The sequence below is a fragment of the Neobacillus sp. SM06 genome, assembly GCF_050496765.1.
GTDB lineage: Bacteria > Bacillota > Bacilli > Bacillales > Cytobacillaceae > JAEVLT01.
Map to the genome: position 1 here is coordinate 243863 of NZ_JBNWEO010000015.1, position 15881 is coordinate 259743.

Annotated in this window: 16 protein-coding genes; 8 read left to right on the top strand and 8 right to left on the bottom strand. The window is 39.6% G+C overall.

What is annotated here, in order from left to right:
• Window positions 1-32: 32 nt before the first annotated feature.
• Genes ACQYAD_RS10805 through ACQYAD_RS10815 form a run of 3 tightly spaced genes read left to right on the top strand, consistent with a single transcriptional unit; the run spans window position 33 to window position 2271 of the window.
• Entirely contained in the window at window positions 33-161 is a 129-nt protein-coding gene (locus ACQYAD_RS10805) for a hypothetical protein (protein ID WP_430238063.1), read from the top strand.
• A 32-nt stretch (window positions 162-193) separates the two neighbouring features.
• The gene (locus ACQYAD_RS10810) at window positions 194-871 is read left to right on the top strand and encodes a response regulator transcription factor (RefSeq protein ID WP_430238065.1); all 678 of its coding nucleotides are present in this window, start codon (window positions 194-196) and stop codon (window positions 869-871) included.
• Complete coding sequence (locus tag ACQYAD_RS10815) at window positions 868-2271, top strand: HAMP domain-containing sensor histidine kinase (RefSeq protein WP_430238067.1); 1404 nt, start codon at window positions 868-870, stop codon at window positions 2269-2271. The genes ACQYAD_RS10810 and ACQYAD_RS10815 overlap by 4 nt, the downstream gene beginning before the upstream one ends.
• Before the next feature lie 44 nt (window positions 2272-2315).
• Here ACQYAD_RS10815 and sda read toward each other — a convergent pair whose 3' ends face one another.
• Entirely contained in the window at window positions 2316-2444 is a 129-nt protein-coding gene (gene sda / locus ACQYAD_RS10820; RefSeq protein ID WP_430238786.1) for a sporulation histidine kinase inhibitor Sda, read from the bottom strand.
• Between the two features lie 188 nt (window positions 2445-2632).
• Here sda and ACQYAD_RS10825 point away from each other — a divergent pair, with 188 nt between their 5' ends.
• A complete protein-coding gene (locus tag ACQYAD_RS10825; protein WP_430238069.1) occupies window positions 2633-2881 on the top strand; it encodes a hypothetical protein in 249 nt (82 codons plus the stop codon).
• A gap of 33 nt (window positions 2882-2914) precedes the next feature.
• Entirely contained in the window at window positions 2915-3124 is a 210-nt protein-coding gene (locus ACQYAD_RS10830) for a DUF6501 family protein (RefSeq protein WP_430238070.1), read from the top strand.
• Between the two features lie 114 nt (window positions 3125-3238).
• On the opposite strand, the gene ACQYAD_RS10835 is transcribed toward ACQYAD_RS10830, so the two are convergent.
• The 6 genes from ACQYAD_RS10835 to pflB all read right to left on the bottom strand — a co-directional run bounded on the left by ACQYAD_RS10835 (window position 3239) and on the right by pflB (window position 9150).
• The gene (locus tag ACQYAD_RS10835; protein WP_430238072.1) at window positions 3239-3811 is read right to left on the bottom strand and encodes a YhcN/YlaJ family sporulation lipoprotein; all 573 of its coding nucleotides are present in this window, start codon (window positions 3809-3811) and stop codon (window positions 3239-3241) included.
• Window positions 3812-3987: 176 nt separating this feature from the next.
• Window positions 3988-4767: a membrane protein insertase YidC gene (gene yidC / locus ACQYAD_RS10840; protein ID WP_430238074.1), complete on the bottom strand. Its 780-nt coding sequence runs from the start codon at window positions 4765-4767 to the stop codon at window positions 3988-3990.
• A gap of 31 nt (window positions 4768-4798) precedes the next feature.
• Complete coding sequence (locus ACQYAD_RS10845) at window positions 4799-5089, bottom strand: hypothetical protein (RefSeq protein WP_430238076.1); 291 nt, start codon at window positions 5087-5089, stop codon at window positions 4799-4801.
• Between the two features lie 146 nt (window positions 5090-5235).
• Window positions 5236-5964 (bottom strand): sulfite exporter TauE/SafE family protein, encoded by a 729-nt coding sequence (locus tag ACQYAD_RS10850; protein ID WP_430238078.1) that lies wholly within the window; start codon window positions 5962-5964, stop codon window positions 5236-5238.
• 142 nt (window positions 5965-6106) lie between these two features.
• On the bottom strand, window positions 6107-6853 hold the full coding sequence (pflA, locus tag ACQYAD_RS10855) for a pyruvate formate-lyase-activating protein (RefSeq protein WP_430238080.1): 747 nt from the start codon (window positions 6851-6853) through the stop codon (window positions 6107-6109).
• 71 nt (window positions 6854-6924) lie between these two features.
• Window positions 6925-9150: a formate C-acetyltransferase gene (gene pflB, locus ACQYAD_RS10860; protein WP_430238082.1), complete on the bottom strand. Its 2226-nt coding sequence runs from the start codon at window positions 9148-9150 to the stop codon at window positions 6925-6927.
• Window positions 9151-9606: 456 nt separating this feature from the next.
• Between pflB and mprF the strand changes: the two genes are divergently transcribed.
• The 3 genes from mprF (at window position 9607) to ACQYAD_RS10875 (ending at window position 15466) form a co-directional block, all read left to right on the top strand.
• Window positions 9607-12126, top strand: a complete 2520-nt coding sequence (gene mprF, locus ACQYAD_RS10865; protein ID WP_430238083.1) for a bifunctional lysylphosphatidylglycerol flippase/synthetase MprF — start codon at window positions 9607-9609, stop codon at window positions 12124-12126.
• Window positions 12127-12500: 374 nt separating this feature from the next.
• Window positions 12501-13700, top strand: coding sequence for a D-alanyl-D-alanine carboxypeptidase family protein (locus tag ACQYAD_RS10870; protein WP_430238084.1), 1200 nt, complete (start codon window positions 12501-12503; stop codon window positions 13698-13700).
• A 1289-nt stretch (window positions 13701-14989) separates the two neighbouring features.
• Window positions 14990-15466, top strand: a complete 477-nt coding sequence (locus ACQYAD_RS10875) for an Hsp20/alpha crystallin family protein (protein WP_430238086.1) — start codon at window positions 14990-14992, stop codon at window positions 15464-15466.
• A 101-nt stretch (window positions 15467-15567) separates the two neighbouring features.
• Here the strand turns inward: ACQYAD_RS10875 and ACQYAD_RS10880 are convergent, their stop codons facing one another.
• Window positions 15568-15813 (bottom strand): YkuS family protein, encoded by a 246-nt coding sequence (locus ACQYAD_RS10880; protein ID WP_430238087.1) that lies wholly within the window; start codon window positions 15811-15813, stop codon window positions 15568-15570.
• Window positions 15814-15881: the final 68 nt, after the last annotated feature.

A 15881-nucleotide genomic window follows, 5' to 3' on the forward strand; every position in this document is an offset into this window, starting at 1 on the left:
TGCTGGCAAAAAATCTAAAGGAGGAATGGAAAATGTTATGGGGACGATTACTAATGGTAGGCTTTTTTTCGGTAACAGCAATATCTTTGCTTTCGTTTCAATCGATTGAGATTGTTCATGCATTGTTGTCTTTGATTCAAGATAGACATCAGTTAAAATAAAGATAGTAAATTTGAGGATGAGAGTGAGCCTTATGCCGAAAGTTTTGATTATAGAGGATGAAAAAAATTTAGCAAGATTTATTGAATTGGAACTGAAGTATGAAGGGTACGATGCAAGTGTTTTTGGTGATGGCAGAAATGGTCTTAATGCAGCCTTATCAGAAAACTGGGATGCTATTCTGCTTGATCTGATGCTGCCGGAATTAAATGGTTTGGAAGTATGTCGAAGGATACGCCAAGTAAATAAAATGGTGCCGATTATCATGATTACCGCTCGGGATACTGTGCTAGACAGAGTATCCGGGCTGGATAGCGGTGCAGATGATTATATTATCAAACCGTTTGCGATTGAAGAGCTGCTCGCAAGATTAAGGTCGCTCCTCAGAAGGGTTGATGCACTGACTGGAAACCACCTTACTGTCTTGACATTTAAAGATCTATCCGTTGAGTTGGAATCGTGCATCGTTACAAAGGGAGAAAAGCAGATCGCACTAACAAAGCGGGAATATGATTTGCTTGTCGTCTTTATGAGCAATATTAATATTGTGCTATCTCGTGAAGTCCTGCTCAACAAGGTATGGGGCTATCAGACCGGTGTCGAAACAAACGTTGTCGATGTATATGTGCGCTATTTGCGTAATAAAATTGATGAACAGAACGAAGGAAGTTATATTCAAACTGTTCGCGGCACTGGATATGTGATGAGATGAAAAACCATTTATCCAACCGGTCACAAGCGATGCGTTGGCAGACAAAACTCATTTTAAGCAGCTCAACTGCCATCTTTTTAACGTTTTTTTTATTTAGTTTTCTAGAATACAATTCAGTATCGAAACTGATGATGAAACGGGAAGAACAAGTTGTTAACCGGACAATGACGGATATTGCGACATATTATAAGGATCGCGAAGACAAGCTGACTGCAACAGAGATAGTCAAAAGTGAAGATTTTTTAAGAAAAATGAATGATAAAGATCAGCTGATCCGCATTTATGACCAAAAAGGCACCGTCATTGTTTCGGACAAAAATGGTCATTTTTCTGTTCTTGAACCGGAACCTGTTACCAAAAGCAGTCTCGAGAAAATATCAACAGGGGAATATGAAGCGATTGTTGAAAAAAAACCGCTAAAGACGGTTCATTTCCAAGGTACAATTGAAATCGTCAGGGAATTGAATTCGTATCAGAAAATGATGGATCATCTTTTCTGGATTATGAGCATTTTTGGATTAGCAGCAATTCTCTTAAGTGCGATCAGTGGCTTTTTCTTGGCAAAACAACTGTTAAAGCCAGTACGCGAGTTAGCGAAAGCAATGAAAAAAATTAAAGAAAATGGGTTTCAGGAAAGAATGGTTGTTTACAAACAGAAGGATGAATTGACAGATCTTTCAAACCTCTTTAATGAAATGATGGATGAACTTGAAGCTGCGTTTACCCAGCAAAAGCAGTTCATTGAAGATGCTTCCCATGAGCTGAGAACACCTGTTTCTATTTTGGAAGGACACCTGTCGCTATTAAACCGATGGGGAAAAAAGGATCCGGCAATTCTTGATGAATCGCTTGAAGCTTCGCTGCAAGAGGTGGCAAGATTAAAGAAATTGGTTGTCGATTTACTGGATTTAACACGAGCGGAGAATGCCCGAAGTTCTCTATCCCAAGAAATGGTTGATGTCAAATCGATCCTTGAGCAGTTAGTGAAAAATCTTGATATTCTCCATCCCGATTTTCAATTTGTACTTCAGTTTTCTGATCAACTGAAACCGATTTGGATGTCGGAACAGTATTTTCAGCAAATTTTAATCATTTTGCTCGATAATGCAATTAACTATTCCGAAGATAAAAAGAAAATCGTGATCCAGGCGAACCAAACAGAAAAAGGAACTGTGATTTCCGTACAAGATCAAGGTATTGGTATTCCGTCTGAACATCTTTCCAATGTTTTTAATCGTTTTTACCGGATTGATAAAGCCAGAAGCAGGGGAAAAGGGGGAACCGGGCTTGGCCTCGCGATTGCCAAGCAGCTTATCGATAAAGCAAATGGGTCAATCAAGATTGAAAGTGAAGAAGGACGCGGAACAAAAGTAACCCTCTTTTTTCCCTATATTGGTTAAATAAAAACCAACAACGAATTCGTTGTTGGTTTTTATTTATAAATTTATTGCCTCTTTTTAAAAGGCGTTAATCCTCTTCGTTGAATTTCATCCTTTAATAGCTTAATCCATTCTTTTTCATTTCCAGACTTCAATGCATCGCGATACGTGACCACCAATTGCTCGTTTGACATAATTTTCACTTCTTGCATGCCTCCCCGGAAAATGGATTAAATATTCAGTTTTTAATATTATAATGTTTTTTGGTGTACTTGAAAAGGGAAACCACTAAATTTTTTTCTAAAAATTTATTTCGAGGTTTGAAACAACTCTGCATGGTGGTAAAGAAAAACTGCCATCATAACAGAAAGAAGGGTTTACAATGGAAATATTGATGGAAGAAGGATGTTTTGAACTTTTTTATGACAATCATTTTTACGATAATCTTGAATTCATGCGGATGGATGCAATTTGTGGCAGCACGTATATAACCATGAAGAACATTCTTACTGGAGAGTTCCTGACATTTGAACAAAACAAAATTACCTCTGTAAGAAAAAAAGCGAAGCTTACCATTGTTCCTCGGCACCCGCTGAATATGGTTGATGAAACCCAAGTTTCTTTATTATAATAAAAATGAACATGTGCTGAAAGGATGAAAAGAATGATCCATTTATCGTGGCAGGAGCGGAAAACAGCAAAAGTAGTGACCTGCGTCCATACGAATGCCAAAAAATATATCGTCGATCGCGCCTTGACTGTAGGGAAAAACTATGAAGTTAAAAATGAAACAGATGAATTTTATTTCATCATTGATAACACCGGAAAAGTGGGCGGATACTACAAGGAGTATTTTCAAGAAGCCCAAAACTAAGGAATGCCTGGCTTTTGCCAGGCATTCCTTCTATTTAGCTAATCAGAATTTATATCCATAAATTCTGAACGCACGACGGGTCCTTAGAGACTCGCCAGTCGGTTTTGTTTTCATTTATTTTACATCTGGGAAAACACGTTGAATGGTTCGGGTGAATTCATTGAAAAATCCTGAAACAGGCTTTCCTGCACGAATATCGTTACCATATGCGGTCATCCGCTTATAAAAGTCAGGATTTGCCGAAATATATACCCGATCTATATCGCGGTCAACCGATTTAACGCGGTTGGACATTGTTTTTTCCAAGCGATTGGATAATTTCTCTCCGGATGCAAGCTTCACAGCAACAAATGCATTGTTATCGGTAACAATGACATTGGCCGTATCAACTTCAGGAAGGTCGGCTAATTTCTTTGCTGCAATGTCCGCAACTTTAACACGGGGTGTGCGTGTTCCGGTATTGTTTATATTCCGGGTGTCATAGCGGACATCGGTAACATTCGGATTCGACATGTTTGGACTATACCGCCCGTCATAGCTGTCAGTCGGCGGATTATAATTAACCCTTGCAGGCTCGTTCACATTCCGGTTACGATATGCCGTATTGTCATTTACATTATTTCTTGCGCAGCCTGTTAAATAAAGGCTTACCCCAAGTGAAGCAACAAGAAGTACTTTCAAATTCATTGATGTCCATCTCCTTTTTCATAGTTGTTCACTCCTATCATTCCATATGCCGAAAAAAATATTCAAATGTAAATAGGTGTCTGTAGTCAGCTTGGTGTCTTAGGGGTTAATGCTTGAAGAGGGATAAAAAGAAGCATCCGACTAAGGATGCTTCTTGATCAGCTTATTGGTATTTTTTACTTTTGCTGCACTTTTACTTCCTCATTTTTTTGATACATTCTTCTGCTGAGCATTTGCTGAAAGATCAGAAAGGTTCCGCCGACAGCCCAATAAACCGGCAGGGCTGCTGGAGCACTTAATGAAAAGATAACAATCATGATGGGTGAAAGAAGTCCCATATATTTCATTTGTTCTTGCTGTTGGGTTGGCATTGTTGATTGTGATACTTTAAATTGTAAGTAATAAACAATTCCGGCAATCAGCGTAATCGCGATATCCGGGTGTCCCAAATTGAACCATAAAAACTTATGGGTTGCAATTTCTTTTGAGCCGCGGATCGCATAATAGAACCCGGTTAAAATAGGCATTTGGATCAAAATCGGCAGACAGCCCATGTTTAATGGATTCACACCGTGTTTTTGATAGAGGGCCATCATTTCCTGCTGGAGCTCTTGTTTCTTCTTTGCGTCTTTTTCCGTTTTTATTTTCTTTTGGATGGCATCCATTTCGGGTTTAAGAGCATCCATTTTTTCTTTCATTGCCATTTGATTTTTATATTGTTTCAACATTAAAGGCATTAAGGCAAGCCGAATGATGAGTGTAATGAGGATAATGGAAAGCCCGTAGCTGCCATTGAAAACTTTCGCAAGTGCCTGAATCGAGATCGCAAACGGATTTACAAAGTATTGGTAAAAAAATCCGCTGTTGCTCCCATTTTGCGCAGAACAAGCTGATAAAAATAAAGTACTAACAATTAATAACAATACGAGTAGAACTGAAGAACGTTTGATTTTCATATTTCCTCCTAAAAAAATAAAATAATCATGTCTAAATGAATAAGAAGGAAATAGGTTCTTCCGCATCATCCTGGGTGCACTTTTTTCTTCTAATATACATAACAATTCGAATGAGGATTACATTTGCGTTTAAGCGGCTTTTCTTTTTGTATAAAAAGTGGGGTTGAATCACATTTGCATTTGCCGGATTGGATATCGACCCGATAAAGGTGTCCTCAACGCTCCATGCCCATATATATTTGAGAGAGATCCCGATTGAGATACTTATATATAAAGCATTCAAGGCATTAATATCAGAAAAGTCAATAATCATTTGAAACAAACGAACCACCTCTCATTTATACCACTGTTAAGTATAAATGAGTTAACAGGGAGAATCAATTTATTCATTGAAAAATAGCCGTAATTTTTAGGATTCTTACAATGAAGACCGCTCCACTATTTGAAAAAGTACTGGGAGGTGCATTGCTACCAATAGGTGATTGTGTCAAGAACACCCACTAAAAGGAGCAGCACCCCTGCCGTTTTTTGGACGATTGCTCCCATTTTCTTGCTCTTTTTTACTAACGCTCCGTCGATCCCAAGATACCAAATGATGAACAGAAACAATAAAAGCGGAAACGATGTACCAATAGCGAAGATCGTAGGCAAAATGGCTCCATACGAAGAACTTAGCACAATCGGCATAAGCGTAAGGAAAAACAGTACAAACATTGTAGGGCAAAAAGCGATGGAAAAGCTGACCCCCATCAAAAAGGAGCCCCAGCGTCCTCCTTTCGTAAACAAAGGAATCCGGGAAAATAACCGGTTCACCCAATTCATTTTAAATATTCCGAGCAAAAAAAGGCCTAGAAAGATAATGAAAGGGCCGATCAATTGGCGAGAGGCGGCGAAAAAGCTTGTCATGACGGTTTGAAATTCTCTGCCGATAAGCCATACTGCAAGTCCAAGGCTGGAAAATACGAAAATTTTCCCAAGAATAAATAGCAGAGCTTCTACCCATTGCTCTCTCGATTGAAGGGTTTTATTCCCATAAAACGTAATTGCGCTTAAATTGCCTGTTAGCTGGCAAGGGGCAAGGGCTCCAACCAGTCCGAGCAAAAATGCGGCAAGCAGGGGAATTTGTCTGGAGTCATTTAAGATTGCCAAAAAAGGTGCACTTAAAAAATTGCTGATCGAACTTAAAATCGCATACACTATACTGCCCCCTTCCGTTCCATTTTTAAAAGAAAAGACATAAACATTTGCTTCAATTTATCAAAAAAATGTGCAGAAATGATGAAAAAAGAAAAAACACTGTGAATTCATCAGTGTTTTTAAGGGAAAACGATTATACTTTTCAGGTTTTGAATGGATGCAAATGAGATGAAAGCAGCGCGTAGGCTTCTGTTACTTGTTTTTCTGTAGGCGGTTCAGTATCCTTGAGCGGGTATTCATACCCAAGGTTTTCCCATTTATAGACACCCAGTTTATGATACGGCAGGATTTCGATTTTTTGAATATTCGTTAGTGTTCCGATAAATTCACCGAGTTTTTGTAAGTCCTCACCGTCGTCTGTCGTATTTGGAACAAGTACATGGCGGATCCAGACTGGTACCCTCCGGTCGGATAAAAACTTGGCAAATTCTAAAATATGCTCGTTGGTCATACCGGTCAGTTTGATATGCTTTTTACTATCGATATGTTTTAGGTCAAGTAAAATTAAATCCGTATACATTAATACTTCCTCAAGCATGTCTTGAAAATGCTTTGCTTTTGAAAAACATCCTCCAGAAGAGTCAATGGTTGTGTGGATGCCCCTTTTCTTACATTCTTTAAACAGTTCAAGCAGGAAGGGGAGCTGGAGAAGCGGTTCACCACCACTTACTGTTATACCCCCGCCCGAAGCCTGAATGAAAGGGAGATAGTCCATTAAATCGTTAATGATTTCGTGAACGGTCATTTCTTGCCCGCTGCCAATCTCCCACGTATCGGCATTATGGCAGAACTGACAGCGCAGCAGACAGCCCTGGGTAAAAATAACATACCGAATTCCCGGCCCATCGACTGTTCCGAACGTTTCGATCGAGTGAATTTTTCCGAACATTTTGGTGTTCCCCTTTCATTTACAGGCAAGGTTCCCAACTAAACGGGAGCCCGGATCTGCCGTTTTTCTTTTTATAGTGATTCGTGGAAGGTACGGTTAATTACGTCCAACTGCTGTTCTTTTGTTAATTTAATAAAGTTTACTGCATAGCCGGAAACCCGGATTGTTAATTGTGGATAAAGTTCTGGATGTTCCATTGCATCAAGCAATGTTTCTTTATTAAAGACGTTTACGTTTAAATGATGGCCGGATTTTACGGCATAGCCGTCCAGGATGGAAACAAGGTTTTGGACTCTCGTTTCTTCTTCTCTCCCCAATGCTTTCGGTACAATCGAGAACGTGTTGGAAATTCCATCCATTGCGTAGCTGTATGGCAGTTTGGCGACGGATGAAAGGGAAGCAAGCGTTCCTTTTGTATCACGGCCATGCATCGGATTTGCACCAGGGGCGAACGGTTCTCCCGCGCGGCGTCCGTCTGGCGTATTACCGGTTTTTTTGCCATAGACGACATTGGAAGTAATCGTTAAGATCGACATCGTGTGCAATGAATCGCGATACGTTTGATGTTTGCGCAGTTTTTTCATAAAGCGCTCAACGATGTCAATAGCAATGCTGTCCACACGGTCATCGTTGTTTCCGTATTTAGGGAAGTCTCCAATTGTTTCAAAATCAATCGCTATTCCGTTTTCATCACGTATTGCTTTAACGGTTGCATATTTAATTGCGCTTAATGAATCGGCTGCAACACTTAAACCGGCAATTCCAGTTGCCATCGTCCGCAGTATGGTTGTGTCGTGAAGTGCCATCTCTAATCGCTCGTAGCTGTATTTGTCATGCATATAATGGATGATGTTGAGTGTGTTAATATAAAGTCCGGCAAGCCAATCCATCATTTGGTCAAATTTTGCCATAACCTCTTCATAATCCAATTTTTCAGATGTTACCGGCTGATACTGCGGACCAACCTGGATTTTTAATCTTTCATCCACACCGCCATTAATCGCATATAGAAGTGTTTTCGCCAAATTTGCCCGGGCACCGAAAAATTGCATTTGCTTGCCGATTTCCATCGCCGAAACACAGCAGGCAATCCCGTAATCATCACCATACTCAGGACGCATAATTTCATCGTTCTCATATTGAATTGCACTGGATTTAATCGACATTTTCGCCGCATATTTCTTAAAGTTCTCAGGAAGTTGTTTAGACCATAAAATCGTTAAATTTGGTTCAGGCGCAGGTCCTAAATTGTCTAATGTATGCAAGAAGCGAAAAGAGTTTTTCGTGACAAGTGAACGTCCGTCCATTGCCATTCCGCCGATTGATTCCGTTACCCATGTTGGATCTCCGCTGAAAAGTTCATTGTAATCCGGGGTGCGTGCAAATTTTACTAAGCGAAGCTTCATAACGAAATGATCAACAAGCTCTTGGGCTTCTTGCTCCGTTAAAAATCCTTGTTTTAAATCGCGTTCAATGTAAATGTCAAGGAAAGTAGAAACGCGGCCAAGGCTCATTGCAGCGCCATTTTGTTCTTTAATCGCTGCCAAATAACCAAAGTAGAGCCATTGGAACGCTTCAGCTGCATTGCTTGCCGGCTTGGAAATGTCATACCCGTAACCCTCTGCCAGTTCTTTTAATTCTTTTAAAGCGCGGATTTGTTCAGAAATTTCTTCCCTGAGACGCATATTTGCTTCCGTCATAATCGCACTTGTATTTTGCAGATCTTTTTTTCTTTCATTAATTAGGAAATCGACACCGTATAATGCTACTCTGCGGTAGTCCCCAATGATCCGGCCGCGACCATATGCGTCAGGAAGGCCGGTAATGATTGCAGCTTTTCTCGCCAGTTTCATTTCATCCGTATAGGCATCGAATACTCCTTGGTTATGTGTTTTTCTGTAGTCGGTAAAAATTCTTTCAATCTCTGAATTTAAAGTATAGCCATATGCTTCGCATGATTGTTTTGCCATCCGGATACCGCCGAAAGGCTGGAGCGACCGCTTAAATGGTTGATCTGTTTGAAAGCCGACCACTTTTTCAAGCTGTTTGTTCAGATATCCAGGTCCATGGGATGTAATCGTTGAGACGGTTTCAGTATCCATATCCAACACGCCGCCATTTTCCCGTTCCTGTTTTGCCAACTCCATTACTTGCTCCCAAAGGCTGTTTGTTGCATCAGTTGCTGGAGTTAAAAAGGATTCATCACCGACATATTCCGAGTAATTTTTCAAAATAAAATCCCGTACATTTACTTCTCTCGTCCAAGCACCTTTCTCAAAACCAAACCATTGTTCCATCCTTTTTCACCTCGAATAATCATTGAACTTATATAACAGATTTTTGTTTATTGCATAATTAAAGTATAACAGGAAATGTAACGTGGAAAGATTGCATTTGTTAACATATTGTGAATTGTTGAGCATAATGGGTTTTTTGTGGAATCTTTATGAACAAATATTTTGATCAAAAGATCTGTACTATAAAAAATAAATAAAATAGGATTGCTGTTATATAAGAAAAACATTTTCAATAAACTGAATGATTGTAATGCGATTGTGCAACACTGCTCGTTAGCAGATTTTGTTTGCTCTTTTAGCGGAGTCACACGGAATCCGGGGTTCTATGGTTGAATTGGTTGAATTCTGTCAACACTAGTAAAGTTTTTAACAAGGATTCGAAAAATTATTTTCTTTGTTTTTCCTGAGGAAAAGGCTATATTTAAAACAGTAAAGAAAATTTAGGTGGTTATATTGTTGGGGATAAAAAAAGAAAGAATTTTTACGATAGTAAAGTTTGTTTTCCCACTTTTTTTATTAATACTTGCCATTTTCGAAATGAGGAAATTTGCCCGCGGTTTAAATGTCAATTTACTCAATCAGGAGCTAAACAACTTACAGCCGGGAACACTTGTGATTATTTTATTGATTACGCTTGTCGCCGTGTTTCCAATGTTTTTCTATGACATTATTTTAGTTCAAATTTTAGGTTTTCGCGTTCCAAAAAAAGAACTATTGGAGTATTCTTTTATCGCAAATTCATTTTCCAATCTTATTGGCTTTGGCGGCTTAATCGGGGCAATGCTTCGTACGTACTTTTATCATACATATGATCCGGATAAAAAGAGACTAGTTGGTGGGATTGCTTCTGTATCATTGTTCTATTTAACCGGAATCTCGCTTTTTTCATGGATTGTTGTTCTTTTCTACCGTCGTTTTCCACTGTTTATTGAGGAAAAGTGGCTATATTTTGCTGTTATTGGGATCAGTCTTTATTTGCCTGTTTTTATTTTGGTTCATTGGATAAAAAGCAAAAAAGAAGAACAAAATTTGATTACGTTTTCTGTCGGCAAAAAGCTTGTTCTTGTTTCACTGATGGAATGGTCGGCAATTTTTGCTGTTATTTTGCTTTTAAGCAAACTGCTAGGTATTTCAATTCAAGTGCAATCGCTTTTTCCTGTTTTTATTATTGCTTCGTGTGCCGGGATTATTAGTATGATCCCGGGAGGACTAGGTTCATTTGATTTGATTTTTATATGGGGGATGCAAGGACTGCATGCCCCTGCTGAAAAAATCCTTGTGCTGCTATTGTTTTATCGGATTGGCTATTATGTGCTTCCGTTCTTAATTAGTCTTGTTCTTTTTGTCCTTTCATTCTGGCAGAAATGGAACAAATCATGGAACAATTTGCCGAAAGCAATTTTGCAAGGATTCAGTCATATTTTGTTGACAGCCCTTGTTTTTATAGCCGGTCTGATTTTGCTCCTTTCTGCGAGTGTTCCAGGTATTTTATCAAGACTCAAAATTGCTCAGGAGTTTTTGTCGTTGCCAATCATGAATTTATCTCATCAGCTTTCCGTTGCTGCCGGCTTTCTGCTCTTAGGCTTGTCACGGGGGATCGAATACAGCGTAAAAAGGACATATGCCTTAACAATGGGTGCCCTTGTTTTAGCAGCGCTATTTTCGATTTTTAAAGGCATTGATTATGAAGAAGCAGCATTTCTTATTACAGTTGCGATTATTTTACGGCTGTCAAAAGGGCAATTTTATCGGGAGAGTTATGTAATGACATGGGGAAAGACTGTCTTTGATGTTTTGCTTGTGGTGATCATTACCTCCATGTACCTTTTGATTGGATATTCGAATTTGCCTTCTGCACGGTTTAATATGCCCCGTACTATACAGCCATATATCATTTTGGATTATCGCGATTTGTTTAACAGCGCAATCATTGGTCTGGCGATTGCATTCATTATTATGCTGTTTGGCTATTTGATCAGTCGTCCGAGGAAATGGACAATGATTCATTCCCATGGCCATGAAGTGGAAATATTGAAACATTTTAGTCATTATAAGACAGGGCAGTTGGCACATTTAGTCTTTTTACATGATAAATATATTTATTGGAACCGGAAAAAAAACGTCATTTTCATGTACAAACCATATGCAGACAAGCTTGTCGTGCTTGGTGATCCAATAGGGGAAAAAGCAGAAATCGCCAGTGCCATCCAGGAATTTCATGAGGTTGCGGATATTCACGGGTATACACCTGTTTTCTACCAAGTATCGGATGAGATGTTTGCCTATTTGCACGGCAATGGTTATGCATTTTTTAAATTGGGTGAGGAAGCTTCTGTTGACCTTGAGAAATTTCATTTATCAATAGAAAAAAAGAGGGATTCAAATCCAGTGGGCTTGAATTTTTCTTCACAAGGGTATGAGTTTGAAGTGATCAAACCGCCGTATACGAAACAACTGATAGCGGAACTGGAGGAAATTTCTGCTTCATGGCTTGAAGGAAGAATGGAAAAAGGATTCTCTGTCGGCTTTTTCGATGAATCCTATATGAACCGCGGGAATTTGGCAATTGTGAAAAATAGTGACAATAAATTGATTGCTTTTGCCGCCATTTTGCCGAATCAAGATCTACAGCGTACAGTTTCTGCAGAATTATTGCGTTTTCTCCCGTCTGTTTCCAGTGAAGCTGTCGAATGGCTATTTTTGTCTCTTTGTGCATGGGCACGAAAGCATGGATATCGCCGCTTTAATTTGGGAATGATTCCCCTTGAAAATGTTGGTTTGTCGCGCTTTTCATTTTTAAGCGAACGAATTGCAGCGCAAATTTTTTTGCATGGACATTTTATTGACCAGTCACGAAAGCTTACTGAAAAGTTTGCAGATAGATGGGAACCCAAATACTTGGCATATCGCAGAAAATCGTCATTGCCCTTAACGATGCTGCAAATTACATTATTGATTTCAAAGAAAAGGACGTAAAAACCGGTCAGCAGTAAGGATGGCCGGTTTTTAGCTAATTTATAGGTTGATTCTTTTTTGTGAAAGTGCCCCCTTTATCGTTAAGAGTATTTCTATTAACGGATTCTAAGGTTTTTCAGCGCAAAACGGTCGTTAGTGGCTATCCTAATGCCCAATCCTCCTATTTTTCAGCGCAAAACACTAGGAGCTTCCCGAATATCCGATTCTCCTATTTTTTATTGCTAATAAAATCCTTTTTCTTTACGTTTTGGTAACAGTGATGGACGGCGGCTTTAAATCTGCTAAAATCAGAGTGGGTGAAGTGAAAATTTCAATCAATGGGGATTTTGACTTCCCATAATGAGAGATAAAAGTATAGAGTAAGGTGTTGAAATGTGTTGAAATCTTTCTTTTCATTGCTGCTTATGATTCTTGTTTTTTCTTACCAGTCAACAAGTTTTGCCGCTTCAGCCACCTCGAAGATCGATGTGAAAAGTGAGGCTGCCGTACTGCTGGATTCGGATACAGGCGCGGTTCTTTTTGCAAAAAACCCAGATGAAAAAATGTACCCGGCCAGTTTAACAAAGATCGCTACAGCTATTTATGCAATCGAAAAAGGGAATTTAAATGATATCGTAACCGTCAGTGCAAATGCTGTTCGACAAGAGGGGACGAAAGTCTACTTAAATAAAGGAGAACAAGTCCCATTGAAGAAACTGCTCCAAGGGATGATCATCAATTCCGGCAATGATGCAGCAGTTGCCGTTGCGGAGCATCTTGATGGGAATGTGGATCAATTCGCCAAAAATTTAAATGCCTTTTTGAAGACGAAAATTGGAGTGAAAAACACCCATTTTACAAATCCCAATGGATTATTTAACCCAGACCATTACACAACAGCTATGGACTTAGCTTTAATAACAAATTATGCAATGAAAAATCCTGTTTTTGCAGAAATTTTTGGTACAAAAGAATTAAAGTGGAATGGGCAATCATGGAATACGACTTTAATCACCCATCATCGAATGCTTAAAGGCGAAATTCCATACCCGGGAATAACCGGCGGAAAAACAGGTTATGTGGATGAGTCGAAACAAACACTTGCAACGACAGCAAACAATGGAAAAATAAAATTAACAGCCATTGAATTAAAAGGAAAAAATAAAAAAGAAATTTATAATGATACGATCCATTTGCTTGACTATGGGTTTTCCCAGTTTCAGCACGAAACATTAACCAAAGATGATGTCTTTCAATCTGGAAAACAAACGTTTCTTCCTTCGAGTGATCTTATCATTACTGAACCGAGTCAAGGAGCAAAAAAAGTTATCAACAAAAATGGCCTGCTTTCCATTAATAATAAGGATGGACAAACGATCCAAACCATCCAGCTCTCAAAAAAGCCGGAAAAGCCAACAATGAATAGCAAATCAAATCCGACTAAAGGACCTGAGTATCATTTAAGCGCCTTTTATGGAATTGCCATTTTTGCGCTGGCGGGAATTGTCATTAGCCTTCGAAGAAAATGGAGCAGCGATCTAAATGAAAACTCGCCGACTGGCAAGTCCTTTGGACGAAGACAGAGGCGTGGTTGAATTTACCACGATCGTATACCTCCACATCCTGTGGCACTCGCCTGACTAGGACGTGTCCATCGTCCGTTCAGAATTTATATGTTGATCCTTTTTTACGATTTATGGGAAATTATGACATATAGTCTATTCGAAGGAATTTATGCCATAAGTAGGGTGTTTCCTGGCTGACTGTTTGATTTCCACTTCAGGCGGCTTCGCTTTCCGCGGGCGTGCCGGGGAGCCTCCTCAGCGCTTTTGGCGCCTGCGGGGTCTCCCCTGCCCCGTACTCCCGCAGGACATTGAACAAGCTTCTTGAATCATCACCGCACGAAGGAAATGCGATAGCATTTTCGAGGAGTCTTCGCCGCCTTCCGCTCCAATCCAAAAAGTGAGCGGAATCTACCATAAGTAAAATATAGCGATTCATTGTCAATTTTCTACGATAATAAACTTTTTGGATTGCCAAATAGGCATGTATCAGGTCTTTTCAGGCTATTCACATGCACGGTTTAGGTTAAAAATATGAGATATGCTTGCGTAAATGTCTTAAACGAAGGTCTACGTTTTCCAAACTTCAACGATTTCAATCTTGCGTGCTTCACCATTTTGTATAACGGTCTTTCTCCTTCTGCGAATTTTTTTCAACAGAGATTCCTCAGCCTTTAGCGTTTCATGACCAGCATAAGATATACAAAAGTGGTGGCATATCCGTCGTCACCATTGTAAGTACGGCTGACGATTCCTTCTTGGTATTAGAGTTATCAAATAACGAGTTTCAAAAGAGAGTTTGGAGTTAAGGAATAAAGGACCAAACTGGTAAAGACCCGATGGCCTGATCAAAGTGTTTATGTTTGTAAGAGTACAAGGGATAATGCGTATTTCGTCATTTCCAAATAAATGGAAATAAGGAAAGAAATATTTTGCAAAGGAGTACATGGCGTAGTGTACAAACTATCCGATGTCCTCTAGCAAAAGATAGCTTCGAATCCTAGGGTTCATTCGTTTAGGGCACTCTGTTGATTGGAGCGGAAGGCGCCGACTCCTGGGGGATTAGCGTTACAGGCGAGACCCCGCAGGAGCGTTAGCGACGAGGAGGCTTGGCGAACGCCCCCCGGAAAGCGAGTGCCTGGAGCGGAAATCAACAGACTCCGTTTATCAGCCAAACTAAAAAGGACCGGGCGGTTCTTGCCCGGTTTTTTTTGCTTATTTTTGTAGCAAAGTGAAGTCGGCAGAATCATAGAATGAAAATAAGGTGCCATATTTGGGCAAATGCCTGGAGTTTTTAGGAAGATAAAAAGCGGGGTGATTGTTTGGATCATGATCAATTTAAACAATGGCTTGAAATTGCTCAAAATATGAATGGCAATGATTTTTGGCACAATATATTTGACAAGGAATTTGCCCAGCAATTTATAAATGAGAAGCCTTTGCAAGAGAATCAGCAACAAGCGAGCCCACAGCATGAAAAAGCGGGAACGTTTCCGTTAATCGATATAATCGAAGGTAAGCAGAAAGTGATTATTTTAGTTGAATTGCCAGGGGTTAAAAGGGAAAATGTGGAGCTTGGATTAAAAGAGAATGTCTTGGTAGTCAAAGGGAAAGTCGAATCTTTGCATCCCAATCTTACATTAATCCACTCTGAGAGATTTCACGGTGAGTTTCAAAGAGAGATCCCATTGCCGGATAAACTCCATTCCCGTGATTTACATGCCCAATTCTGGAAAGGAATACTATTTGTCAGTTACAAACGCCAACTTGAAAAAAAGTCTGACATTCCAATTGAATAGCTTACGAAAAGAGAATGAATATAAAAAAGACTAAAGTGAAGCATCCTTTAGTCTTTGTTTCATCCATAAGTGAACCTGCCTTGCAGCAGGTTGGTCAAGGGTTACGATCCTAGTCTGTTTTCGAGTTCGTTTACCACCTGGTCAGCAGTCATCCCATCAGCATCAATGACAGAGCCGTTCGTTATTTTATCCTGCATCCCCATCACATTTGAATCCAGTCCTGTTACGACACAGCAATCACAGCCCCGGGCATCTGACTCTTGCTTTAATTCAACAACCTCATATCCTTTTTCGCGCAAAGCTTGCTGAACATTCGTAAGAGATTCTTCAACTCCAATTTTAGCCATATAAAACACCTCCTCCTAATCACTAGCATGCCAATATCGTTTTGAATTATACGGAGGCAACAGTTGAA

Coding starts and splice junctions, on each gene's coding strand:
- ACQYAD_RS10805 (WP_430238063.1), top strand. CDS start 33: ATGTTATGGGGACGATTACTAATGGTAGGCTTTTTTTCGGTAACAGCA.
- ACQYAD_RS10810 (WP_430238065.1), top strand. CDS start 194: ATGCCGAAAGTTTTGATTATAGAGGATGAAAAAAATTTAGCAAGATTT.
- ACQYAD_RS10815 (WP_430238067.1), top strand. CDS start 868: ATGAAAAACCATTTATCCAACCGGTCACAAGCGATGCGTTGGCAGACA.
- sda (WP_430238786.1), bottom strand. CDS start 2,444: ATGTCAAACGAGCAATTGGTGGTCACGTATCGCGATGCATTGAAGTCT.
- ACQYAD_RS10825 (WP_430238069.1), top strand. CDS start 2,633: ATGGAAATATTGATGGAAGAAGGATGTTTTGAACTTTTTTATGACAAT.
- ACQYAD_RS10830 (WP_430238070.1), top strand. CDS start 2,915: ATGATCCATTTATCGTGGCAGGAGCGGAAAACAGCAAAAGTAGTGACC.
- ACQYAD_RS10835 (WP_430238072.1), bottom strand. CDS start 3,811: ATGAATTTGAAAGTACTTCTTGTTGCTTCACTTGGGGTAAGCCTTTAT.
- yidC (WP_430238074.1), bottom strand. CDS start 4,767: ATGAAAATCAAACGTTCTTCAGTTCTACTCGTATTGTTATTAATTGTT.
- pflA (WP_430238080.1), bottom strand. CDS start 6,853: ATGTTCGGAAAAATTCACTCGATCGAAACGTTCGGAACAGTCGATGGG.
- pflB (WP_430238082.1), bottom strand. CDS start 9,150: ATGGAACAATGGTTTGGTTTTGAGAAAGGTGCTTGGACGAGAGAAGTA.
- ACQYAD_RS10880 (WP_430238087.1), bottom strand. CDS start 15,813: ATGGCTAAAATTGGAGTTGAAGAATCTCTTACGAATGTTCAGCAAGCT.